The 22,404-nt window shown below is 70.5% G+C and carries 17 protein-coding genes and 1 pseudogene; 11 read left to right on the top strand and 7 right to left on the bottom strand.

Annotation, left to right across the window (positions count from 1 at the left end; genetic code table 11):
• The first annotated feature begins 4 nt into the window (after positions 1–4).
• The 3 genes and pseudogenes from PUR53_RS38720 to PUR53_RS38710 all read left to right on the top strand — a co-directional run bounded on the left by PUR53_RS38720 (position 5) and on the right by PUR53_RS38710 (position 3,008).
• A complete protein-coding gene (locus PUR53_RS38720) occupies positions 5–643 on the top strand; it encodes a TetR/AcrR family transcriptional regulator (RefSeq protein ID WP_329896642.1) in 639 nt (212 codons plus the stop codon).
• A gap of 50 nt (positions 644–693) precedes the next feature.
• Positions 694–1,848 (top strand): acetyl-CoA C-acetyltransferase, encoded by a 1,155-nt coding sequence (locus PUR53_RS38715; RefSeq protein WP_329896643.1) that lies wholly within the window; start codon positions 694–696, stop codon positions 1,846–1,848.
• A 4-nt stretch (positions 1,849–1,852) separates the two neighbouring features.
• A pseudogene (locus PUR53_RS38710) lies at positions 1,853–3,008 on the top strand (acyl-CoA dehydrogenase family protein).
• A 607-nt stretch (positions 3,009–3,615) separates the two neighbouring features.
• On the opposite strand, the gene PUR53_RS38705 reads toward PUR53_RS38710, so the two are convergent.
• Positions 3,616–4,038 (bottom strand): YjbQ family protein, encoded by a 423-nt coding sequence (locus PUR53_RS38705; protein WP_329911468.1) that lies wholly within the window; start codon positions 4,036–4,038, stop codon positions 3,616–3,618.
• A 153-nt stretch (positions 4,039–4,191) separates the two neighbouring features.
• On the opposite strand from PUR53_RS38705, the gene PUR53_RS38700 reads away from it, so the two are divergent.
• The 3 genes from PUR53_RS38700 to PUR53_RS38690 all read left to right on the top strand — a co-directional run bounded on the left by PUR53_RS38700 (position 4,192) and on the right by PUR53_RS38690 (position 6,232).
• Positions 4,192–4,275 (top strand): putative leader peptide, encoded by an 84-nt coding sequence (locus PUR53_RS38700; RefSeq protein WP_319053403.1) that lies wholly within the window; start codon positions 4,192–4,194, stop codon positions 4,273–4,275.
• A 120-nt stretch (positions 4,276–4,395) separates the two neighbouring features.
• Positions 4,396–5,046 (top strand): ABC transporter ATP-binding protein, encoded by a 651-nt coding sequence (locus PUR53_RS38695; protein ID WP_329911467.1) that lies wholly within the window; start codon positions 4,396–4,398, stop codon positions 5,044–5,046.
• 109 nt (positions 5,047–5,155) lie between these two features.
• A complete protein-coding gene (locus tag PUR53_RS38690; protein WP_329911466.1) occupies positions 5,156–6,232 on the top strand; it encodes an NAD(P)-binding domain-containing protein in 1,077 nt (358 codons plus the stop codon).
• A gap of 25 nt (positions 6,233–6,257) precedes the next feature.
• Here the strand turns inward: PUR53_RS38690 and mltG are convergent, their stop codons facing one another.
• Both mltG and PUR53_RS38680 read right to left on the bottom strand, forming a co-directional pair.
• The gene (gene mltG, locus PUR53_RS38685; RefSeq protein ID WP_329897357.1) at positions 6,258–7,151 is read right to left on the bottom strand and encodes an endolytic transglycosylase MltG; all 894 of its coding nucleotides are present in this window, start codon (positions 7,149–7,151) and stop codon (positions 6,258–6,260) included.
• Positions 7,152–7,204: 53 nt separating this feature from the next.
• Positions 7,205–9,073 (bottom strand): ABC transporter ATP-binding protein, encoded by a 1,869-nt coding sequence (locus PUR53_RS38680; protein ID WP_329911465.1) that lies wholly within the window; start codon positions 9,071–9,073, stop codon positions 7,205–7,207.
• A 165-nt stretch (positions 9,074–9,238) separates the two neighbouring features.
• Between PUR53_RS38680 and PUR53_RS38675 the strand changes: the two genes are divergently transcribed.
• A complete protein-coding gene (locus PUR53_RS38675; protein WP_329897359.1) occupies positions 9,239–9,694 on the top strand; it encodes a MarR family winged helix-turn-helix transcriptional regulator in 456 nt (151 codons plus the stop codon).
• Positions 9,695–9,826: 132 nt separating this feature from the next.
• On the opposite strand, the gene PUR53_RS38670 is transcribed toward PUR53_RS38675, so the two are convergent.
• The 3 genes from PUR53_RS38670 to PUR53_RS38660 form a co-directional block, all read right to left on the bottom strand.
• Positions 9,827–11,254 carry a cation:dicarboxylate symporter family transporter gene (locus tag PUR53_RS38670; protein WP_329911464.1) on the bottom strand — a complete coding sequence of 476 codons (1,428 nt, stop codon included), beginning with the start codon at positions 11,252–11,254 and terminating at the stop codon, positions 9,827–9,829.
• Positions 11,255–11,399: 145 nt separating this feature from the next.
• Positions 11,400–13,100, bottom strand: a complete 1,701-nt coding sequence (locus PUR53_RS38665; RefSeq protein WP_329911463.1) for a peptide-N4-asparagine amidase — start codon at positions 13,098–13,100, stop codon at positions 11,400–11,402.
• A 79-nt stretch (positions 13,101–13,179) separates the two neighbouring features.
• Positions 13,180–13,875 (bottom strand): hypothetical protein, encoded by a 696-nt coding sequence (locus PUR53_RS38660; protein WP_329897547.1) that lies wholly within the window; start codon positions 13,873–13,875, stop codon positions 13,180–13,182.
• A 385-nt stretch (positions 13,876–14,260) separates the two neighbouring features.
• Here PUR53_RS38660 and PUR53_RS38655 point away from each other — a divergent pair, with 385 nt between their 5' ends.
• The 3 genes from PUR53_RS38655 (at position 14,261) to PUR53_RS38645 (ending at position 18,844) form a co-directional block, all read left to right on the top strand.
• Entirely contained in the window at positions 14,261–16,114 is a 1,854-nt protein-coding gene (locus PUR53_RS38655; protein ID WP_329911462.1) for an ABC transporter ATP-binding protein, read from the top strand.
• Positions 16,111–17,892, top strand: a complete 1,782-nt coding sequence (locus PUR53_RS38650) for an ABC transporter ATP-binding protein (RefSeq protein ID WP_329897363.1) — start codon at positions 16,111–16,113, stop codon at positions 17,890–17,892. The genes PUR53_RS38655 and PUR53_RS38650 overlap by 4 nt, the downstream gene beginning before the upstream one ends.
• A 481-nt stretch (positions 17,893–18,373) precedes the next feature.
• On the top strand, positions 18,374–18,844 hold the full coding sequence (locus PUR53_RS38645; protein ID WP_329897364.1) for a DUF5709 domain-containing protein: 471 nt from the start codon (positions 18,374–18,376) through the stop codon (positions 18,842–18,844).
• Positions 18,845–18,912: 68 nt separating this feature from the next.
• On the opposite strand, the gene PUR53_RS38640 is transcribed toward PUR53_RS38645, so the two are convergent.
• Positions 18,913–19,707: a metal-dependent hydrolase gene (locus PUR53_RS38640; RefSeq protein WP_329911461.1), complete on the bottom strand. Its 795-nt coding sequence runs from the start codon at positions 19,705–19,707 to the stop codon at positions 18,913–18,915.
• A gap of 166 nt (positions 19,708–19,873) precedes the next feature.
• Between PUR53_RS38640 and PUR53_RS38635 the strand changes: the two genes are divergently transcribed.
• Positions 19,874–22,387, top strand: a complete 2,514-nt coding sequence (locus tag PUR53_RS38635) for a DEAD/DEAH box helicase (protein WP_329897366.1) — start codon at positions 19,874–19,876, stop codon at positions 22,385–22,387.
• Positions 22,388–22,404 lie beyond the last annotated feature (17 nt).

Here is a 22,404-nt window from a genome sequence, read left to right as displayed (position 1 = left end):
CTCAGTGAACACCACCAGCACAAACACCACCAGCGCACACGGCACCAGGACACCGGCCGTCAAGGCGGCGGCGACCCGAAACCGCATTCTCGCCGCGGCCGCTCGGACGCTGAGTCTCAAGGGCTACTCCGCGACCAGGCTGGCCGACATCGCCGAACGGGCCGGTGTGCGTCCGCCCGCCGTGTACTACTACTTCTCCTCCCGCGAGGAGCTGATCGCCGAGGTGATGGCGGTCGGCCAGCTGCGGCTTCGGGAGCACGTCGAGACCGCGCTGGCCGCGCTGCCCGACGACACTCCCCCGATGGACCGGATCTGTGCCGCCGTAGAGGCGCATCTGCGGGTCGAGCTGGACCTGTCGGACTTCGCGACCGCGGTCAGCCGCAACAGCGGGCAGCTGCCCGAGGACATACGCGCCCGCCTGCGGGCGGACAGCGGCGCCTACTTCGACCTGTGGCGGGACCTCCTGGCGAGAGCCAGGGCCGCGGGAGCCATCAGGAACGACATCGACCTGCGAGCAGCGCGCATGCTCGTCATGGGAGCCCTCAACTGGACGCCGGAGTGGTGGAACCCGCGGCAGGGTTCGCTGACCGGTGTCATCCGCACCGCGCAGAGCCTGGTGCGGCACGGCCTGGGTGTGCCCTGACCCCGGGCCCGCCCTCATCACCCCTTCGCACAGCACACTGGAGGACCGTCATGCCCGAGGCCTACATCGTCGACGCGGTACGCACCCCGGTCGGCAAACGCGGCGGCGGCTTCGCCGGAACGCACCCGGCCGATCTCGCCGCCCACGTCATCCGCTCACTGGTCGCACGCCACGACTTCGACCCTGCCGCCGTCGACGACGTCATTCTCGGCTGCCTCGACCAGATCGGCTCGCAGGCCGGCGACATCGCGCGGACCAGCGCGCTGGCCGCCGGCCTGCCCGAGTCTGTGCCCGGTACGACCATCGACCGGCAGTGCGGCTCGTCCCAGCAGGCGGTCCACTTCGCCGCGCAGGCCGTCATGTCCGGCACGGCCGACCTCATCGTGGCCGGCGGTGTGCAGAAGATGAGCCAGTTCCCCATCCTGTCCGGGTTCACCGCCGGCGAGCCCTATGGGGCGACCGATCCGTGGACCGACTGCAAGGGCTGGCACGCCCGCTACGGCGACCAGGAGATCTCCCAGTTCCGCGGCGCGGAGATGATCGCGGAGAAGTGGGGCGTGGAACGCTCGGTCATGGAGGAGTTCGCGCTGGAGAGTCACCGCCGTGCCCTGACAGCCCAGCGGGAGGGCCGGTTCGACGCCGAGATCATTCCGTTCGAAGGGGTCGTGTCGGACGAGGGTCCACGGCCGGACACCACACTGGAGAAGATGGCCGAACTCGCGACACTGACGCCCGGCGGGCGGCTGACCGCCGCGGTGGCCAGCCAGATCTCCGACGCCTCCTCCGCGATGCTGATCGCCTCGGAGGCCGCCGTGCGCACTCACTCCCTCACGCCCCGGGCCCGCATCCACCACATGTCGGTGCGCGGCTCCGACCCGGTCATGATGCTCACCGCTCCCATCCCTGCCACGGAGCACGCCCTCAAGAAGTCCGGACTCACCATCGACGACATCGATCTCGTCGAGATCAACGAGGCGTTCGCCTCCGTGGTGCTCGCCTGGCAGGCCGACATCGGCGCCGATCCGGCCCGGGTCAACGTCAACGGCGGTGCCATCGCCCTCGGTCACCCGCTCGGGGCCACCGGGACACGGCTGATGACCACCCTGCTCCACGAGCTGGAGCGCACCGGCGGCCGCTACGGTCTGCAGACCATGTGCGAGGGCGGCGGTCAGGCCAACGTCACCATCATCGAGAGGCTCGGCTGACCTGATGCGACGGGGCCTGTACACAGACGATCACGAGCAGTACCGGGAGACCGTCCGCGAGTTCCTCGCGCGTGAGGTCGTCCCCCACCACCACCGGTGGGAGGCCGAGCGGTGGATCGACCGCAAGGTGTTCGCCGCGGCTGCCCGGCAGGGTGTCTACGGCCTGCAGATCGGCGAGGAGCACGGCGGCGCCGGCGAGCGGGACTACCGCTATCGCATGGTCGTCTGCGAGGAGATCGCCCGCGTCCACGCGCTCTCCTTCGGTCTCACCGTCTCCCTCCAGGACGACCTGGTGCTGCACTTATCTGCTGGACCTGACCACGGACGAACAGAAGCGGCGCTGGCTTCCGGGCTTCGCCTCAGGCGAGATCATCGGAGCACTGGCGATGACCGAACCCGGGACCGGCAGCGACCTGCGGGGTATCCGCACCTCGGCCCGCCGCGACGGCGACGACTGGGTCCTGAACGGACAGAAGACCTTCATCACCAGTGGCATCATGGCCGATCTGGTGATCGTCGCCGCGCGTACGGATCCCGAAGGCGGCTCGCGGGGCTTCACTCTCCTGGTGGTCGAGCGGGACATGCCCGGCTTCACCCGCGGCCGCAAACTGGACAAGATCGGCCTGCCCGGCCAGGACACGGCCGAACTGTTCTTCGAGGACGTGCGGGTACCGGCCGCCAACGTCCTCGGCCCGGTGGGATCGGGCCTCCAGGAGCTCATGAGCCACCTTCCCCGGGAGCGTCTCGGCGTGACGGCCACGGCCATCGCGACCAGCCGGGCGGTCTTCGATCTGACCCGCGCCTACTGCTTCGAGCGCCAGGCTTTCGGCCACCCCATCGGCAACCTCCAGCACATCCGCTTCGAACTCGCCGAGATGGCCACCGAGATCGACGTCGCCGAGGCCTACGTCGACCGCTCGGTACACGCCTACAACGCCGGTGACCTGACCGCTGTGGACGCGGCGAAAGGCAAGTGGTACGTAAGCGAACTGCAGAAGCGGGTCATCGACCGTTGCCTGCAACTGCACGGCGGCTACGGCTACATGACGGAATATCCGGTCGCCCGCGCATTCGTCGACACAAGAGTCCAGACGATCTACGGCGGCACCACCGAGATCATGAAGGAACTCATCGGACGCGATCTGGCATCCAACGGGTGACGCGCAGAGGCCGGGGAGCAACTGGCCTCCTCGGCTGACCGCCTTCATCGACAAGCGGAGAACTTCGCAGGAGCTCGGCGAGGGTGAGTCCGGCCTGTGGACCGTCGATCTCCCTGGCGAGACGCCGACGACGATGGTGTACGACGACCGGCCCCGAGGCGACCCTCGAAGGTCGGTTCGTCGTTGGATGCGGCGCAGGCCGCTGCGGACAGCTTGGGCAAGGGGGTCGCGGTCACGGACCGTGACTCACGATCGTAGATCGCTCCGGGGACCACGCCCACGCATTTCCCACTCGCGGGCGCGGTAAGCCAAGTCGCCGCAGGAATGGGCGGCTTACGTCCACACGGACCGCTGACAGGTGATGACAAGTCGGCAAAGGGACGACGGCGTGAGCACAGCGGACGAGACCGCCGCGATCAACCGGGGACGCCCAGAGCTACGCGCCTGCGTCGCCCCGTCAAGATCCGGACCATACGCGGGCCGGAGCCCGCCAACTCCCCGACGGACGGTGCATACATCCTGGTCAGAGGCAAGAACAGTTTTTCAGTCCCGCTCCTTGTCTCATTAGGTGCGGCCGGACTTCGCCCCTACAGTCTCACCAGAGCACCTACCCGAGGAAGCTCAACCGCACCCGACGGTTCGCATTGTCGACGTTCGTGTCCACCAGGCACACCGACTGCCATGTCCCCAGTTCCAGGCGTCCGGCGAGGACCGGGAGGGTGGCGTGGGGTGGGACGAAGGCGGGGAGGACGTGGTCGCGGCCGTGGCCCGGGGTGCCGTGGCGGTGCTGCCAGCGGTCGTCGGCGGGCAGGAGGGTGCGCAGGGCGGCGAGGAGGTCGTCGTCGCTGCCGGCGCCCGTCTCGATGATGGCGATGCCGGCCGTGGCGTGCGGGACGAAGATGTTGAGGAGGCCGTCCCGGCCGGCCGCGGCCTCGCGGAGGAACTCCTCGCAGTCGTGGGTGAGGTCGACGACCCGCTCGTGGGAACCGGAGGCGATGTGCAGGACTCGGGTGGTGAAGGCATCGGACATGGTTCCATCCTCGCGCACCGGGACGACGTCGACGGGGACCCCGCGACGCGAGAGCGGCCACCCCGCCCCGGGAGCGGACCACCAGGTGATACACGGCGTCCACGGCGCGAGATCCCATTGACCGTGCGCGGACCGGCTGGCTAATTTCGCCGCATGTCGCGTTCAGCCCTGCTCACTTCGCGCGGTCACATCGACCTGCTGCGGGTGGCCTCCGCCGCGTGTCGTCGCGGCTGCTGACGCCTCTTCAACCCGTTCCCGACGCCCTGGCACCACATCGCAGGGCTGCGCTCAGGACACGGCTCCTCCCCCTCCCCTGATGGGACTCCCGAAACCGGACTCCCTCGGAAGGCTGCAGCGATGGCATCCACGCCCCACGCCGTGCACGTCGAAGGGCTCACCCGTTCCTTCGACGGCCGTGCCGTCATCGACGGGCTCCGGCTCGACGTCCGGCCCGGCGAGTTCGTGGCCCTGCTCGGCCGCAGCGGCTGCGGCAAGTCCACCCTGCTGCGCGTCCTCGCCGGGCTCGACCGCGACATCTCGGGCACCGTCCTGGTACCGCGCCGCAAGGCCGTCGTGTTCCAGGCACCGCGGTCGGTGCCGTGGAAGCGCGTGTGGCGCAACGTCCTGCTCGGGCTTCCGGGCCGGCTCGACCGCACCCGCGCGGAGCGGGCCCTCACCGAGGTCGATCCGGAGCGCCGCTCCCGTCCCGAACTGCTGCTGCTCGACGAGCCGTTCGGCGCCCTCGAAGGGTCGGCCCGCATCAAGGCACAGCGTCTGGTGGGCGAGTTGTGGCAGCGCCGCGGCTGCGCGGTGCTCCTCGCCACGCACGATGTCGCGGAGGCGTTGCTGCTCGCCGACCGTGTCCTGGTGATGGACGCGGGGGTCATCACGTACGAGACGCCGGTCGATTTGGAACGGCCCCGCGACCTCGCCGACCCCCGCTTCGCCGAGCTGCGCGGACGCCTCGTCGGACGGCTGAGGGCCGACGCCGCCGCCGAAGCCGCCTGACCGCCACCTCCGCGCGAAGGCCGAGGCCCGCGTCCCCATCCCGCGCGAAGGCCGATGCCTCCTCCCCGCCCCCGGGAAGATCCGACGCTCCGTGCCCGTTGGTAGGAGCATGAACAGCACGCGTGAGGTCGAGGTGGTCGTCATAGGCGCCGGACAGGCGGGGCTGGCCGCCGCCCATCACCTGCGCCGGACCGGTTTCGAGCCGGAGCGCGACTTCGTGGTGCTGGACCACTCCCCCGCGCCGGGCGGCGCCTGGCAGTTCCGCTGGCCCTCGCTGACGTACGGCAAGGTGCACGGGATGCACGCGCTGCCGGGCATGGAGTTGACGGGGGCCGACCCGACGCGACCGTCCTCCGAGGTCATCGGGGAGTACTTCGACACCTACGAACACACCTTCGACCTGCGGGTGCGGCGCCCCGTGGACGTGCGCGCCGTGCGTGAGGGCGAGGGCGGGCGGCTCGTCGTGGAAACCTCGGACGGGTCGTGGTCGACACGGGCGCTGATCAATGCGACGGGCACCTGGGACCGGCCGTTCTGGCCGCGCTATCCCGGGCAGGAGACCTTCCGGGGGCGGCAGTTGCACACCGCCCAGTACCCGGGGCCCGAGGAGTTCGCGGGACTTCGGGTGATCGTGGTCGGCGGAGGCGCGTCCGCGACCCAGCATCTGCTGGAGATCGCGCCGTACGCCGCCACGACGACCTGGGTGACGAGGCGGCCACCCGTGTTCCGCGAGGGACCGTTCGACGAGGGCGCGGGGCGGGCGGCGGTCGCCCTGGTGGAGGAGCGGGTGCGGCAGGGGTTGCCGCCGAGGAGCGTGGTGTCGGTGACGGGGCTGCCGCTCAACGACGCGATCCGGCAGGGCATCGCGGACGGTGTCCTGGACCGGCTGCCGATGTTCGACCGGATCACCCCGGACGGCGTGGAGTGGGACGACGGCCGCCGTGCGGACGCCGACGTCATCCTCTGGGCGACCGGTTTCCGCGCCGCCGTCGACCACCTGGCCCCCTTGCGGCTGCGCGAACCCGGCGGCGGCATCCGCGTCGACGGCACCCGCGCGGTCGCCGACCCGCGCGTCCATCTGGTCGGCTACGGCCCCTCGGCGAGCACCATCGGCGCCAACCGCGCGGGCCGTGCGGCCGTACGGGACATCCGGCGGCTCCTGACGAACGAACTGGCCGCCGCCTGACGCCCCGCGCCGACCGGCCGGGCCCTCAGCCGGACGGAGTGGCGGTCGCCGGCGAGGGCGACCCGCTGCCCGCCCCGCCCCCCGGGGACGCCGTCCTGCGGTTCTGGTTGAACTCGGCGACATTGCGCAGGTGTTCCTGGTAGTTCGCCGTGAAGCGGGTGTCGCCCGGCTTGACCGTGACGAAGTACAGCCAGTCGCCCTGCGCCGGATTGACGGCGGCACGCATCGCCGCCTCCCCCGGGTTGGCGATCGGTGTCGGCGGCAGGCCCATGCGCCGGTACGAGTTGTACGGGCTGTCGATCTTCGTGTCGTCGACGGTGGTGTTCAGCGTGGAGCGGTTCAGCGCGTAGTTGATGGTGGAGTCCATCTGCAGCGGCATCCCGCGTTCCAGGCGGTTGAAGACGACCCGGGCCACCCGGCCCATGTCCTCCTCGGTGGCCGCCTCGGCCTGGATGATGCTCGCGATGGTGACCGCCTGATAGACGTTCATCGCGTTGCGCTGGGCCCCCGCCGTGACCTGGCCGCCGTTGAACTTCTTGTTCGCGGTCTCGACCATGACCGCCAGCAGGGACTCGGGAGTCGACGTCTCCCGCAGCGGATACGTCGCCGGGAAGAGATAGCCCTCCGGATTGCCCTCGGCGTCCTCGGGCAGCGTCAGCTCGGCCTTGGACAGGGACTTCCTGGTGGATCCGGCAGGTAGCGCGAGCGCCTTGTCGACGGCTTCGTAGACCTGGCCGGAGCGCCAGCCCTCCGGGATCACCAAGGACGTCGGGCGCTCGGCCGCGCCGCCACCGCCCCCCACGCTCAGCAGCGGCACCGCCACGGCGGTGGCCGCCACGACGGCCCCGGCCGCGATGAGGGCGGCCCGGCCCCGACGCGTCAGTCGAATCGTGCTCCGTGGCGGAGTGTTCATCTGCATGCGGGCACGGTAACCCGCATATCACCTCAAACCTGGCATAACCCGGCATATCTTCATCTTGTCGGCTCCAGTTTCGGCACCTTGGCCACTTCCCGACCGGGCTTCAGCCGCGCGTCCCGCCGGACCAGCGCCGCGTACCGCCCACCGCTCTCCAGCAGTTCCTCGTGTGTCCCGCGTTCCACAGCGCGCCCGGAGTCGAGCACGACGATCTGGTCGGCGCCGCGAACCGTGGAGAGCCGGTGCGCGATGGTGACGGTGGTGCGGTTGGCGGAGAGCGCGTCGATGGCCTCCTGCACCGCGTGCTCGGTACGGGTGTCGAGGGCGCTGGTCGCCTCGTCCAGGATGAGGACCGGGGGGTCGCGCAGGATGGTGCGGGCGATGGCGAGACGCTGCTTCTCCCCACCGGAGAAACGGTGGCCACGCTCACCGACGACGGTGTCGTAGCCGTCGGGCAGGGCCGCGATGTGGTCGTGGATCTGGGCCGCCCGCGCGGCCGCGTGCAGTTCCTCGTCCGTGGCGTCCGGTTTCGCGAAGCGCAGGTTGTCGGCGACGGAGGCGTGGAAGAGGTACGTCTCCTGCGAGACGACGCCGATACCCCGGGCCAGCGTGTCGAAGTCCAGGTCGCGTACGTCGACCCCGTCGAGGGTGACCCGGCCGCCCGTGACGTCGTACAGCCTCGGCACCAGGCAGCCCAGCGTGGACTTGCCCGCGCCGGTCGGCCCGACGACGGCGAGGCTGCCGCCGGCCGGAACGGTGAGGTCGATGCCGTCGAGGATCGGGCGCGACGTCGCGCCGCCGCCGGGGCCGTCGGCGCCGTCAGCGTCGTAGCGGAACTCGACGTTCTCGAAGCGGAGTTCGCCCTTGATCCGGTCGAGGTGAACCGGGTGCTCGGGCTCGGTGATGTCGATCGGCAGGTCGAGGTACTCGAAGATACGCTGGAAGAGGGCGAGCGAAGCCTGTATCTGAACGCCCGTGGACAGCAGGCTCACGGTCGGCCGGAACAGGTTCTGCTGCAGCGAGACGAAGGCGACGAGCGTGCCGACGGAGACGGACGGGCCGCCGAACTGGAGCGCGATGCCGGCGGTCCAGTAGATGACGGCGGGCATGGCGGCCATGACGACGGTGATGACGGCCATGCGCCAGCGCCCCGCCATGTTGGCCCTGACCTCCAGATCGACGAGCCCCTCGGACTCCTCGGCGAAGGACTTGGTGAGCGAGTCGGCGCGGCCCATGGTGCGCCCCAGCAGAATGCCGCTGACGGAGAGCGACTCGGTGACCGTCGCGGCCATGGCGGCCATCTGGTTCTGCCGCTGGGTGGTGATCTTCTTGCGCTCGTCGCCGACCCGGCGGCTTATCCACACGAAGAGCGGCAGCAGGAGCAGGGTGACCACGGTGAGGCGCCAGTCCAGGGCGACCATCGCGATGACCGTGGCCACCACGCTGGTGGTGTTGGACACCAGGGAGGTGGCGGTGGAGGTGACGGTCGCCTGCATGCCGCCGATGTCGTTGGCGATGCGGGACTGGACCTCCCCGGTCCGGGTCCGGGTGAAGAAGGCGAGCGACATCCGCTGCAGTCGGCCGTAGACGGCGGTGCGCAGGTCGTGCATGACCCGCTGGCCGACGGTCGTGGAGATCAGCGTCTGCAGGACGCCGAAGATGCTGGTCAGCACCGCGCTCACGATCATGCCGAGCGCCAGCAGGCTCAGCAGGCCGGTGCGACCCTCGGGGATAGCGGTGTCGAGGATCTCCTTGAGCAGGAAGGGCGTGGCGACCGACGCGAGTGACGCGGCGCCTACGAGGAGGCCGACGATCGCGAGCCGACCGCGATAGGGGCGGAAGAGCTTCAGGATGCGGCGCACCTGGCGGGGCTGTTCACGCGTGTCGGCGGAGGGCGCCCAGGTGGGTTCGTGGTCGGGATGCATGGGCTCCTACGGGAGGTGAGGCGGATGGGTGGTGCGAGGTGACGACGAGGACTGCCGACGGCTTCCGACCCTCCCGGGTACCGCCGGGAAGGTCCGGAGACTCGCGGAGCCTAGCTCATTGTTACCTATACTCACAATGAATGGGGTCCTGATATTGTTCCCGGTATGACCGACCCCGACGCCGACGGACTGCTGGCCGATCAGTTGCTGCGGCTCACCCGCCGTGTGCACCGCATCCAGAAGCGCCACCTCCAGCAGAGCGGGTTGGAGATCACCCCGGCGCAGTCGCGACTGCTGCGCGCCCTCGCCCACTACGACACGCCGCCACGGATGGCCGATCTGGCGGAGCGGCTGGAGGTCGTGCCCCGTGCCGTGACGACCCTGGTCGACGCGCTCGAGGAGAGCGGGCGGGTCCGCCGGGCACCCGATCCCACCAACCGGCGGGTGATCCGGATAGAGGTCACGGACGAGGGCCTCAAGGTCCTGCGGGAGCTGCACCACGCACGCCGCTCGGCGGCCGAGGAGATCCTGGCGCCGCTGGCGGACGATCAGCGGAGCGTCCTCGAAGGCCTGCTGGACACGCTGGTCGACGGGGCACCGCCGACGACACGGCGCTGCTGAGCGGCCCCGCCGACGGAACGGCGCCGCTGAGCGTCAGCGCCGAGGAGGCGCACGCGAAGGGCCCGGCGCAGAGTGCTGCGCCGGGCCCTTCGTATCCGGGAGAGCGGAGGAAGAGGGATCCAGGAGGAAGGATCAACTCACTCCGGAGGCGGTTCCCTTGACCTCCGCCTTGGTGAGGGCGGGAACCTCCGCCTCCACGGGCGCGTCGTCCGACTTCACGGGCGCGCCGTCCTCCTCCTGCACGGGCGCGTCGTCCTCCTCCACGAACTCGATCTCGCCGTCGAGCATCTTCTTCGCCCGGTCGGTGTCCAGCGCGCCCTCCCACTTGGACACGGCGAAGACGGCGACACAGTTGCCGAGCAGGTTGGTGACGACACGCATCGAGTCCATGATGCGGTCGACGCCGAGGAGCAGGGCGACGGCACCGGCCGGGATCGCGCCGAGCGAGGACGCGGTCGCCGACAGCGCGAGGAAGGCCGAACCGGGGATGCCGGCCATGCCCTTGCTGGTCAGCATGAGGACCAGGACGACGGTGACCTGCTGGCTGAGACTGAGGTCCACTCCCACGGCCTGCGCGATGAACAGCGTGCCGATGGAGAGGTAGATGGACGCGCCGTCGAGGTTGAAGGAGTACCCGGTGGGCAGCACCAGACCCACGGCGTCGTCACGGGCTCCGGCCTGCCGCAGCTTCTGCATCATGCGCGGCATCACGGACTCGCTGGAGGCGGTGCCCAGCGCGAGCAGCATCTCCGCCCGGGTGTAGCGGACGAACTTCCACAGGCTCAGCCCGGTCATCAGCTTGAGCGCGACGCCCAGCAGCACCAGGAACGCGGCGGCCACGGCGTAGCAGAGGATGATCAGCTTGGCGTAGGTCTTCATGACGCCGAGGCCGTACTCACCGACCAGGTGGACCATCGCGCCGAACACCGCGAGCGGCGCCAGCTTCATGACGAAGCCGACGATCGCGAAGATGACCTCCTGGGCCTGCTCGATGGCGGGCAGGATCTTGGGCACCTTGGTGTGACCGAGGTGCAGCAGCGCGGCGCCGGTCAGGCAGGCGAGCACGAGCACCTGAAGCAGCGCGTTCTCGGCGAACGCGCCGATCGCGCTCTGCGGCAGCGCGTTGAGGATGAACTCGCTCGTCGTCGGCAGCTCACCGCCGGCGGTCTTCGCGTCGACCGCCGAGGTGTCGAGCTTCGACGGGTCGACGTTCATGCCCGAGCCGGGGCCGAACACGTTGGCGGCGACCAGACCGATGAGCAGCGCGGCCGTCGAGGCGATCTCGAACCAGATCAGGGCCTTGAGCCCGATCCGCCCGAAGGCCTTGAGATTGCCGGCCTTGGCGATGCCGACGACGACCACGCAGAACACCAACGGCGAGATGACGGTCTTGATGAGCCGGATGAAACCGTCGCCGAGCGGTTGGAAGGTCGTGGCCGTGTCCGGCCACAACCTTCCGACGACGATTCCGAGCACAAGCGCGACTCCGACTTGCGCGAACAATGAGGTACGCAGCATGCGTGCGACGCGTCGCGGCAGGGACGGTACGGACTGCGGCACGGGCACTCCTCCGAAGGGACTTTCTGTCATGCGGAAAAGTGCTTCCGCGTTGATCACTATCGGGGAGCCGTCGCTCGCACAGAAGACCGCCGTGTTTCACGAACGTAAATCATCGAACGGAGCGCCACATCGCACGCTTGGGGCGTCAACAGCCCTTGCGGTCCTCCGTCAGCACTCCCTGTACGGAGACCAGCGAACGGTCGTAACAACCGCTCGACCCGTACGTTCGGTAGCGCTCGCTCGTCGTTCCGACGGCGTGCCGCTGGTCGCGCGGTACGTTCGCCGTGTACGTGGCGTCACCCGTGTAGGTGTCGTCGAGCCGGGTCCATGCCGTGCGCCGCCCGCCGTGCGTCTCGGTGACCGTCGCCCGGTCGCCGAGTGTGAGAACGGTCCGCAGCCGGTCGCCCGCGCCGAGCGTGGTCGTTCCGTCCATCGTGTACGACCGCTGGACGCGCGTCGTCCGGTCCTGCCCGCGTGCGGCTCCGGCTCCGCGCCCACCGCTCACGGTGACCGTCTCGTCGTCGCTCCACCGCGCGTCGAGCGCGTCGGGGTTCTCGCCGTCCGACCAGGTGTGGGTGGAGGTGTTGACCAGGCTGCGGCGGACGGTGGTCGTGACCCGGCCGTGCGAGGTGTCGACATACCCTGCGACGGTCAGCCGATGACTCCCCTCGGTGTCGAGACGGTGCTCCGAACCCGGTGTGTAGGTGGACGAGTTGACGAAGTCGCCCTCCCGCACCTTGGTGAGGGCGCCGGTGACCTGCTCCTTCTTCTCGTCCTGCCAGACGAGGACGTTGACCGGGGTGCTCCAGCCGCTCTGCCCCTCGGGCACGCCGGCGACGGAGACCTCGATCCGGTGCGCGCGCCCGTCGTTGAGGAGTCCCGCGAAGGGGGTGAGGTCGTAGCGGAGCGGCTGGATGTCGAAGGCGCGGGGGCCGGGGACGACGTACCAGAGGAAGGGGTTGGACCAGCCACCCGTCCACACGTTCGGGAACGGTGCGGCGATTCCGGCCAGTTGACCGTCCACCGAGATCCGCACCTCACGGTAGGGCCCGTGGTCGGCCTTGCAGGAGTACGGCGCCTCGGCGGGCACCGTGAGGTACCAGTACTCCTCGCAACCACCGCCGGAGCCGGTCGCGTACACCTCGGCGATGACGCGTTCGCTGTTGCGCGGGGTGGTGAGGCCGGTGCCGTCCTGGAGGGTGAGGACGCGGTCGGGGACGGTCCTCGCCGTGCTCGCGTCGGGCCGGCCGACGTAGAAGGTCAGCGTGACCTCGACGTCGAGGATCCCGGTGTACGTGTCGTCGACGACGTTGCCGATGAGCATCTCGACCGGCTGCTCGGTGCGCAGGGTGTCGCTGTAGCGCGTGACGTCCTTCTCCACGGACCACTCGATGCCGTCGGGCGAGGGCTGCGGGGTGGACGTCCGGAACACCTCGACGCCACCGATGTGCAGATACCCGAGTCGGTCGAACTGGCGACCCTTCACCTTGCCGTCGAGCCGCAGGACCACCTTGCTCCATCTCTTCCCGCACTCCCCCGGCGGCGCGTAGGTCCCCCGGTACGGCGTGAAGTCCTTGAACTGCGCCTCGGCGACCGTCACTTCACACGACTTCGTGTTCTCGGGCCGGGAGACGGGCGGGGCGGCGGTGATCGGATCGTGCCAGTCGGTACCGAACTCGGCGGGGACGGCAGGGGAGGCGGCGGTCCGGGAGGGGGTGGCGGCCGACTGGGCGGAGGTGGCCGGTTGAGCGGGCGTGACGGCCGGTTGGGCGGGGGTGGCCCCGAGGAGGATGCTCGCCAGGAGTGTCGCTCCGGTGAGCATGGACATGAAGATCCGGCTTCTCATGGCCGGAGTTCTACGGGGAGTCGACAGCCCTCCGCAATGGGATCTCCGGCCACAAGCGAACACAGACGTACCGGGCGCCTCAGGCCTTCAACTCCGTCTTGTCCCCCATGACGATCACCGGGTGCAGGGCCGGGTCGAGGGTGCGCAGCAGGTACTCCATGCCCGACTTGGACAGGCTGACACAGGCCGAGGTGCCGCTGCCGTGGTCCATGTGCAGCCAGATGCTGCCGCCCTTCGACTGGCCCTCAGGACGCGTCGGGTCGATCGGCGAGGTGCCCTTGACCCGGTTGTAGTCGATCGCGATGACGTAGTCGAAGTCGTGCCAGTGCGACTTGGCCCAGTAGTGCGGCGCCTGGAACGACGCCGACCGGCTGTACGGCAGCTTGGCCCCCGGGTCGGCCAGCACCCCGCCCGCGTCGCTCAGTGTGAACACGCCCACGGGGCTGCGCCTGTCGCCCTCCCGATGGTCGGTCGTCCACCCCTTCTTGCCGTTGTGCCCCTCCCAACTGCGGGTCTTCTTCCACGTGGAGCCGCTCTTCGTGTAGAGCACGACCGTGGCGTCGGCGTCGTTCCTGCCCTCCCCGTAGACCGCCACAACCTGGCGGGACTCCGCGGGGATCTGCTTCTGGAGACGGTCGCCGACGCCCGGGACACGGGTCGGGTCCACGGCCTCGACCGGGGCCCGATCCGTCTCGCCCCCGGGCTCCGTGGCGCTGGTGTCGGCCTTGGCTCCGTCGCTCGTCCCGCCCGAACCGCCGCACGCCGCGGCGGACATCACCAGCGCGCCGCAGACCACCACGGCGAGCCCGACACGAGCCCCGCCCCTCCTCGCACCCGCGTCGCCCGCGCCCTCGTCGTCCACACTGCCCACGCCGCCCGCACCGCCCGCATCGCTCACCGTGCCGGTTCGTCCCCGCCTGGTACCGCCTATTCGCATGCGGTCCATCGTCGCACCGCCCATCGGACGCGGGCGCCCGCCGTCGCGCGCGTCGGGCCACCCAGGGGCGGTCCAGGCCGAAACTTTGCCGGGCCCCGGAAAACCGTTTGCTTCCGACCACTCCGCGACGCGAACCTTGCACGGCCGGTCACTGCACCGCGCCGCCCTTTTTCTCCCCACTTCTCCTCCGTCTCCCCACCCTGACACGAGCCTCTGGGACGTCATGCAGATTGAAGACCTTCCGTATGCAGACCCGGGCGTGCCGGACGCGCGCTCGGGCCCCCGATTCCTGTGGTGGCTCGGCCGGAATCAGCTGGGCGGACAGGTCAAGGCACTGGCGTGGGGGCTGTTGCACTTCACCTCCGTGGCCGGACTGCCGTTCTGTGTCGGCTTCGCCATCCAGGCCGTGGTCGACCGCTCCGGCTCCCGACTCGCCCTCGCGGGCGTGATGCTGGTGATGTGCGGGTTCACCATCGCGCTGGGCGACACCTTCCTGCACCGGTCGGCGGTCACCAACTGGATCACGGCCGCCGCCCGCGTCCAGCAGCTGCTGGCCCGCAAGACGGCCCAGCTCGGCTCCGCGCTGACCCGTCGGGTCGCGGCCGGAGAGGTGGTCGCGGTCTCCACCGGCGACGTCGAGAAGATCGGCTGGTTCGTCGAGGCCGTCTCCCGCTTCACCGCCGCCGCCCTCACCGTGGTGCTGGTCTGCGTCGGCCTGGTCGTGTACCAGCCCGCCCTGGGCATCGTCGTCGCCGTCGGAGTCCCCGTCCTCGCCCTGGCCGTGCTTCCGCTGCTGCCCCGCGCGACCCGCCGCGCCGACTTCCAGCGCGAGAAGGCGGGCCGCGCCACCGAGCTGGCCTCCGACACCGTCGCGGGCCTGCGCGTGCTGCGCGGCATCGGCGGCGAGGAACTCTTCCTGGACCGCTACCGCCGCGCCTCCCAGGAGGTCCGGCACGCGGCCGTCCGCAGCGCCCGTATGTGGGCCCTCATCTCCGGTATCCAGGTGCTGCTGCCGGGGCTGCTGATGATCGCGGTCGTCTGGCACGGCGTGGGGCTCGCCCGCGAGGGCCGCATCACGGTCGGCGAACTGGTCACCGTGTACAGCGCGGTCATGCTGCTGACGTACCCGCTCCGGCACTTCGAGGAGATCGCGATGGCGTACTCCTTCTCCCGTCCGTCCGCCAAGCGGGCCGCCCGGGTGCTGTCGCTGGAGCGGGCCACGGACACCGACGGGTCCCGAGAGGCCACCGTGCCCACCGGAGACCTGTACGACCCGGCCACCGGGCTGCTCGCCCCCTCCGGGTGTCTCACAGCCGTGGTGTGCGGTGACCCCGACGCGGCCGGACGACTGGCGGAACGGCTGGGCGGCCACGCCCCCGAGGAGGGCACCTCCGTCCTCCTCGACGGTGTACCGCTCGACGAACTCCCCCTCGACTCGGCCCGCACGGCTGTCCTCGTCCAGGACAAGGACCCGGTGCTGCTCTCCGGCACCCTGCGCGAACTTCTCGACGTCCCCGCCTCGGGCCAGGTCGGCCCCGAGGAGGCGCTGACCGCCGCCCAGTGCGGTGACGTCCTGGAAGCGCTGGTGCAGGGTTCGCTGGACGCCACGGACCCGATGGACGCGCGGATCACCGAGCGCGGACGGTCCCTGTCCGGCGGCCAGCGCCAGCGCCTCGCCCTGGCCCGCTCCCTGATCACGGACCCCAACGTGCTGGTCCTCGACGAGCCGACCTCCGCCGTCGACTCGCACACCGAGGCCCGGGTCGCCGACGGCATCCGCTCGCTGCGGGCTGGCAGCACGACGGTCGTGTTCACCTCCTCGCCCCTCCTGCTCGACCTCGCCGACCGCGTCGTCCTCATCCACGACGGCGAGGTCGCGGCGGTCGGGCTGCACCGCGACCTGGTCCGCAGGGAGCCCCGGTACCGGGCCGTCGTCACCCGCGAGACCGACGAAGAGACCGACGAGAAGGTCAGCGAGACCAGCGAGAAGGCCGCCTTCGCAAGGCGGACGCAGGACCGCAAGACCCCTCTCAGCGAAGTGCTGGACGAACTGGAAGAGATCGAGGAGACCGCATGATCGGCGTGGCGCCCCCGGCCTACGACCCGGCCGCCCCGACGACGGCGAACACCCTGCCCGTCGGCGCCCCCGCGACCGTACGCGCCTACGTGGCCGAACTGTTCCGCCGGCACCGCCGGGCGTTCGTCCTGCTCATCACCGTCAACACGGTCGCGGTCGTGGCCTCGATGGCGGGCCCCTACCTGCTCGGCGCACTCGTCGAACGGGTCTCGGACGGGGCGCGCGAACTCCATCTGGAGGTCACCGCGGCGGTGTTCGTCGTCGCGCTCCTCGTCCAGGCCGTCTTCGTCCGGGAGGTCCGGCTGCGCGGCGCCATGCTCGGCGAGCGGATGCTGGCCGACCTGCGCGAGGACTTCCTCGTCCGGTCGGTCGGCCTGCCTCCGGGTGTCCTGGAACGTGCCGGCACGGGTGACCTGCTCTCCCGCATCACCACGGACATCGACCGGCTCGCCAACGCCATGCGCGAGGCCGTGCCCCAGCTGGCCATCGGCGTGGTGTGGGTGGCCCTGCTCCTCGGCGGCCTCGCCGTGACCGCGCCCCCACTGGCCCTCGCCGTCCTGCTGGCCCTGCCGCTGCTGGTGGTGGGCTGCCGCTGGTACTTCAAGCGCGCCCCCTCCGCCTACCGCTCGGAGTCCGCCGGGTACGCCGCCGTCGCCGCCGTCCTCGCGGAGACAGTGGACGCCGGCCGGACCGTCGAGGCCCACCGCCTCGGCACCCGCCGCATCGACCTCTCCGACCAGCGGATCCGAGAATGGACCGCCTGGGAGCGGTACACGATGTGGCTGCGGTCGGTGCTCTTCCCCGTCCTCAACCTCACGCACACCATGGTCCTCGGCTCCGTCCTGATCATCGGCGGAGTGTTCGTCCTCCAGGACTGGATCTCGCTCGGGCAGCTGACCACGGGCGCGCTCATCGCCCAGATGCTCGTCGACCCCATCAACCTGATCCTCCGCTGGTACGACGAACTGCAGGTCGCCGAGGTGTCGCTGGCGCGCCTGGTCGGGGTGCGGGACATCGAGCCGGACGCGGGCGACCCGGCCGTGACCCCCGAAGGACGCCATGTCCATGCCGACCAGGTGCGCTTCGGTTACCGCGAAGGCGTCGACGTCCTGCGCGAGGTGTCCCTGGAGGTCGCCCCCGGCACCCGGCTCGCCCTCGTCGGCCCGTCCGGCGCGGGCAAGTCGACCCTGGGACGACTGCTCGCCGGGATCTACGCGCCCCGCGACGGCCGTATCACCCTCGGTGGCGCCGAGCTGTCCCGGATGCCCGCCGAGGACGTCCGCTCCCACGTCGCCCTGGTCAACCAGGAGCACCATGTCTTCGTCGGCTCCCTCCGCGACAACCTGCTCCTGGCCCGCACGGGCGCGCAGGACGCCGAGCTGTGGGCGGCGCTGGGCGCGGTCGACGCCGACGGCTGGGCGCGGGCACTGGACGAGGGGCTGGACACCGAGGTCGGTTCCGGCGGGTTCACGCTCACCCCGGCGCAGGCTCAGCAGATCGCACTGGCCCGGCTGGTCCTCGCCGACCCGCACACCCTGGTCCTGGACGAGGCGACCTCGCTTCTCGACCCGCGGGCGGCCCGCCATCTGGAACGCTCCCTCGCCCGCGTCCTCGACGGCCGCACCGTCGTCGCCATCGCCCATCGTCTGCACACGGCCCACGACGCCGACGTCATCGCCGTCGTCGAGAACGGCCGCATCAGCGAGCTGGGCAGCCACGACCAGCTCGTCGCGGCGGACGGCGCGTACGCCGCGCTGTGGAGGTCGTGGCACGGCTGACCGGCGCGGCGGCACCGCCGACCACGGGAGGACGTCCACCACCGATCGAACGGCGGACCGGGCCTGGCCCCTGACCGGCCCGTGCACGGCGCTCACGGGCGGTGGGGCCGCCCCGGCGGAGCCCTGCCGCCGAACCACGAGGCGCACGGTCCTCGGCGGCCGGCACCACATTTGCATCGGCCGTCGGCTCCACATCCGCCTCGTCCGTCGGGTCCACACCCACCTCGGCGGCCGGGTCCGCGCCCGCCCCGCAGAGTCGGCTCCGACTCGGCCGTGCCGACCGGCTCCGGCCGAGTCCGGCGGCCGCCGCTGCCCTGCCGTTGCGCAGTGCCGAACGCGAGTGGAAGTCTGGTGGTGGGCACTGATTCGGGGGACGCCCGTGAACCGCCCGGTTCGCGGGGTTCGGGCCGCCGCCCAGCGGTCCGTGCGCCCACCGTCGCCGAACGGTGGCACCGGGCCCGCCCCACCACTGGAGGTACCCGTGGACAGAGCCGGCGGATGGGGAGACGACGTCTACCAGCCAGACGGATCCGAGATCCAGGACGACGCGGGGCTGCTGGACGCCGAGGACACCCTGGTCGCCGACGGTGTGGCCGACCCCCTCGACCGGGGCTGGTCCCCACCGGAGCGGCCATGGGCGGTGGAGCACACCGGGGTGACGGCGGCGGAGCGGCTGCGCGGCGAGACCCTGGAACAGCGCCTCGCCGAGGAACTCCCGGACATCGCCTACCCCGCCGGGGACGGCATCGGCGACTCCCAGGACACCGACGGCGAGCCGCTGGACAACGAGGTGGGAGACCTCCGCTCCGGCCGTCTGGTCGCCCCCGACGAGGGCGCGCACGAGGACGAGGAGAGCGGGCTGATCGCCACCGACGTGGGTATCGACGGAGCAGCCGCCTCCGCCGAGGAGGCCGCCATGCACACCGTGGACGAGGACACCCTGCCGAGCTGACCCCGACGTGAGGGCCGCATCCGGACCTGGGCGGCCGGTACGTCGCGGGGCGAGCCCGCGCGGCCCGGTCAGATGACGTTCAGCGCCGCCGCCGCGCCCACTCCCCCGAGCACCATGAACACCGGCATCAGCACTCGCAGCTCGACCCAACTGCCGGCCCGGAACCGCATCACCTTCGGTGGCCCCACGGGGTACCAGCGCTTGCGCCCGATCGGTATCGGCCACAGGATCGGGCACCCCGAGACGGTCAGCGAGTCCCCGATGTCGTGCACCAGCGCGCCGAGGACGATCGGCAGTCCGAGCCACAGGTACTCCTGGCCCGGCTGCGTGAACAGCCACTCCGCCCCGTTGCCCGACTTGTCCAGGACACCCGCGAGGATCCAGGCACTGGTCGCCGCCAGCAGCCACACCAGCACATCGCTGCTCGAACCCCGGGCCGCCCGCCACAACAGGCCCTCGATGGCCAGGACCAGGTGGACGAAGAGAATGGCCAGCACCGCCCAGCGGCCCCCGGTGATCGCGGCGACGGAGGCACCGGCACCGAGCAGCGCAGCCCACAGCCAGGTGTGCGTGAGCGTGCGGTGCCCGCCCGAGCGACGCGGGTCGCCCTGCTTCTTCGTCGCCTTGTAGACGGCGTACGACAGCTTGTCCACGATCTCGCACACCCAGCGCGACAGCGGACCGAAGGAGCGGGAGATCGTGGCCGCCTTGTGGTCCAGGTCCGGGGCGAGTGCGGCGCCCGCGCAGATCAGCGCACCGACCAGGAGCACCGGCCAGGGCATCGTGTGCCCGGTGGCGGCCGCCGCGGCTCCCGCGCCGAGCCAGGCCGCGGCTCCCGACAGTGAGTGTGCTGGTCCCATCATGGCCGTGCCCCGTCCCATTCCGTTCGTGCCGCTGTCCAGGCGCCTTGTGCCGCTGTCCAGTTGTCCAGGTGCGCTGACGCTCCGTCGGCGCCACAGCGTAGCGTTCGCGATCTTCGGTCCGGCAGCCGATTCCCCCCTCGGGTGCGCGGGCAGGCAAGATGGGGGCGTGACCCTCATCGATCAGCTGCCGCGGACCGCCGACCCCGACGCCCTCTACGAAGCCTTCGAGTCGTGGGCCCAGGAACGCGGTCTCACCCTCTATCCGCATCAGGAGGAGGCGCTCATCGAGGTGGTCTCCGGCGCGAACGTGATCGTGTCGACGCCCACCGGCTCCGGCAAGAGCATGATCGCGGCGGGCGCCCACTTCGCGGCGCTCGCCCGTGACGAGGTCACTTTCTACACGGCCCCGATCAAGGCGCTCGTCTCGGAGAAGTTCTTCGAGCTGTGCAAGATCTTCGGTACCGAGAACGTCGGCATGCTCACCGGCGACGCGTCCGTGAACGCGGACGCCCCCGTCATCTGCTGCACCGCCGAGGTGCTGGCCTCCATCGCGCTGCGCGACGGCAAGCACGCCGACGTCGGTCAGGTCGTGATGGACGAGTTCCACTTCTACGCGGAGGCCGATCGGGGCTGGGCCTGGCAGATCCCGATCCTCGAGCTGCCTCAGGCCCAGTTCATCCTGATGTCGGCGACGCTCGGCGACGTCTCGATGTTCGAGAAGGACCTCACCCGGCGTACCGGTCGCCCGACCGCCGTGGTCCGCTCGGCGACCCGCCCGGTGCCGCTCTCGTACGAGTACGTCCTGACCCCGCTGACGGAGACGCTCACCGAACTGCTCGCCACCAAGCAGGCGCCGGTGTACATCGTGCACTTCACTCAGGCGCAGGCCGTGGAGCGGGCGCAGGCGCTGATGAGCATCAACATGTGCACGCGGGAGGAGAAGGACCGGATCGCCGAGCTGATCGGGAACTTCCGCTTCACCACCAAGTTCGGCCGCAATCTCTCCCGTTACGTGCGGCACGGCATCGGCGTCCACCATGCCGGCATGCTGCCCAAGTACCGGCGCCTGGTGGAGAAGCTCGCCCAGGCCGGTCTGCTGAAGGTCATCTGCGGCACGGACACGCTCGGCGTCGGCGTCAACGTCCCCATCCGCACCGTGCTGTTCACCGCCCTCACCAAGTACGACGGCAATCGGGTGCGGACCCTGCGTGCGCGTGAGTTCCACCAGATCGCGGGCCGCGCGGGGCGGGCCGGCTTCGACACGGCGGGCTTCGTGGTGGCACAGGCACCCGAGCACGTCATCGAGAACGAGAAGGCGCTCGCCAAGGCCGGCGACGACCCGAAGAAGCGGCGCAAGGTGGTCCGCAAGAAGGCTCCCGAGGGGTTCGTCGGCTGGACCGACAACACCTTCGAGAAGCTCATCGCCTCCGATCCGGAACCGCTCACCTCCCGCTTCCGTGTCACCCACACGATGCTGCTGTCGGTGATCGCCCGGCCGGGCAACGCCTTCGAGGCGATGCGCCATCTGCTGGAGGACAACCACGAACCCCGCAAGCAGCAGCTGCGGCACATCCGCCGCGCGATCGCGATCTACCGCTCGCTCCTCGACGGCGGCATCGTCGAGAAGCTCGACCAGCCGGACGCCGAGGGCCGTATCGTCCGGCTGACGGTCGATCTCCAACAGGACTTCGCGCTCAACCAGCCGCTGTCCACCTTCGCGCTGGCCGCGTTCGAACTGCTCGACCCGGAGTCCCCGTCCTACGCCCTCGACATGGTGTCCGTCGTCGAGTCGACGCTGGACGACCCTCGGCAGATCCTCGCCGCCCAGCAGAACAAGGCGCGTGGTGAGGCCGTGGCCGCGATGAAGGCCGACGGCGTCGAGTACGAGGAGCGCATGGAGCGGCTGCAGGACGTCAGCTACCCCAAGCCTCTGGAGGAGCTGCTCTTCCACGCGTACAACACCTACCGCAAGAGCCACCCCTGGGTCGGTGACCATCCGCTGTCGCCGAAGTCCGTGATCCGCGACATGTACGAACGGGCCATGTCCTTCACGGAGTTGGTGTCCTACTACGAGCTGGCCCGCACCGAGGGCATCGTGCTGCGCTACCTGGCCGGCGCCTACAAGGCCCTCGACCACACCGTCCCCGACGATCTGAAGTCGGACGATCTGGAGGATCTGATCGCCTGGCTCGGTGAGATGGTGCGCCAGGTCGACTCCAGTCTCCTCGACGAGTGGGAGCAGCTGGCCAACCCCGAGGAGATGACTGCCGAGGAGGCCCAGGAGCGGGCCGACCAGGTCAAGCCGGTCACCTCCAACGCGCGTGCCTTCCGGGTGCTCGTCCGCAACGCCATGTTCCGCCGTGTGGAACTGGCCGCGCTGGACCAGGTGGGCGAGTTGGGCGAGTTGGACGCCGAGTCCGGCTGGGACGCCGACCGGTGGGGCGAGGCGATGGACAAGTACTGGGACGAGTACGAAGAGCTCGGCACCGGTCCCGATGCCCGTGGCCCACGGCTGTTGATGATCGAGGAGGAGCCGCAGAACGGGCTGTGGCGCGTCCGGCAGACCTTCGCCGACCCGAACGGCGATCATGACTGGGGCATCAGCGCGGAGGTCGACCTCGCGGCTTCCGACGCCGAGGGACGCGCCGTCGTCAAGGTGACCGACGTCGGTCAGCTGTGAGCACAGGAGAGGCCAGC

This window comes from Streptomyces sp. SP18BB07 (genome assembly GCF_036322545.1).
GTDB lineage: Bacteria > Actinomycetota > Actinomycetes > Streptomycetales > Streptomycetaceae > Streptomyces > Streptomyces deccanensis.
This window is presented reverse-complemented; position numbering and strand designations above follow the sequence as displayed.

Excerpts from the sequence above, each read along its gene's own strand:
- PUR53_RS38700 (WP_319053403.1), top strand. The coding sequence starts at position 4,192 with ATGTCGCGTTCAGCCCTGCTCACTTCGCGCGGTCACATCGACCTGCTG.
- PUR53_RS38665 (WP_329911463.1), bottom strand. The coding sequence starts at position 13,100 with ATGAGAAGCCGGATCTTCATGTCCATGCTCACCGGAGCGACACTCCTG.
- PUR53_RS38680 (WP_329911465.1), bottom strand. The coding sequence starts at position 9,073 with ATGCATCCCGACCACGAACCCACCTGGGCGCCCTCCGCCGACACGCGT.
- PUR53_RS38695 (WP_329911467.1), top strand. The coding sequence starts at position 4,396 with ATGGCATCCACGCCCCACGCCGTGCACGTCGAAGGGCTCACCCGTTCC.
- PUR53_RS38705 (WP_329911468.1), bottom strand. The coding sequence starts at position 4,038 with ATGTCCGATGCCTTCACCACCCGAGTCCTGCACATCGCCTCCGGTTCC.
- PUR53_RS38715 (WP_329896643.1), top strand. The coding sequence starts at position 694 with ATGCCCGAGGCCTACATCGTCGACGCGGTACGCACCCCGGTCGGCAAA.
- PUR53_RS38675 (WP_329897359.1), top strand. The coding sequence starts at position 9,239 with ATGACCGACCCCGACGCCGACGGACTGCTGGCCGATCAGTTGCTGCGG.
- PUR53_RS38660 (WP_329897547.1), bottom strand. The coding sequence starts at position 13,875 with ATGTCCGCCGCGGCGTGCGGCGGTTCGGGCGGGACGAGCGACGGAGCC.
- PUR53_RS38690 (WP_329911466.1), top strand. The coding sequence starts at position 5,156 with ATGAACAGCACGCGTGAGGTCGAGGTGGTCGTCATAGGCGCCGGACAG.
- PUR53_RS38640 (WP_329911461.1), bottom strand. The coding sequence starts at position 19,707 with ATGATGGGACCAGCACACTCACTGTCGGGAGCCGCGGCCTGGCTCGGC.
- PUR53_RS38650 (WP_329897363.1), top strand. The coding sequence starts at position 16,111 with ATGATCGGCGTGGCGCCCCCGGCCTACGACCCGGCCGCCCCGACGACG.
- mltG (WP_329897357.1), bottom strand. The coding sequence starts at position 7,151 with ATGCAGATGAACACTCCGCCACGGAGCACGATTCGACTGACGCGTCGG.
- PUR53_RS38655 (WP_329911462.1), top strand. The coding sequence starts at position 14,261 with ATGCAGATTGAAGACCTTCCGTATGCAGACCCGGGCGTGCCGGACGCG.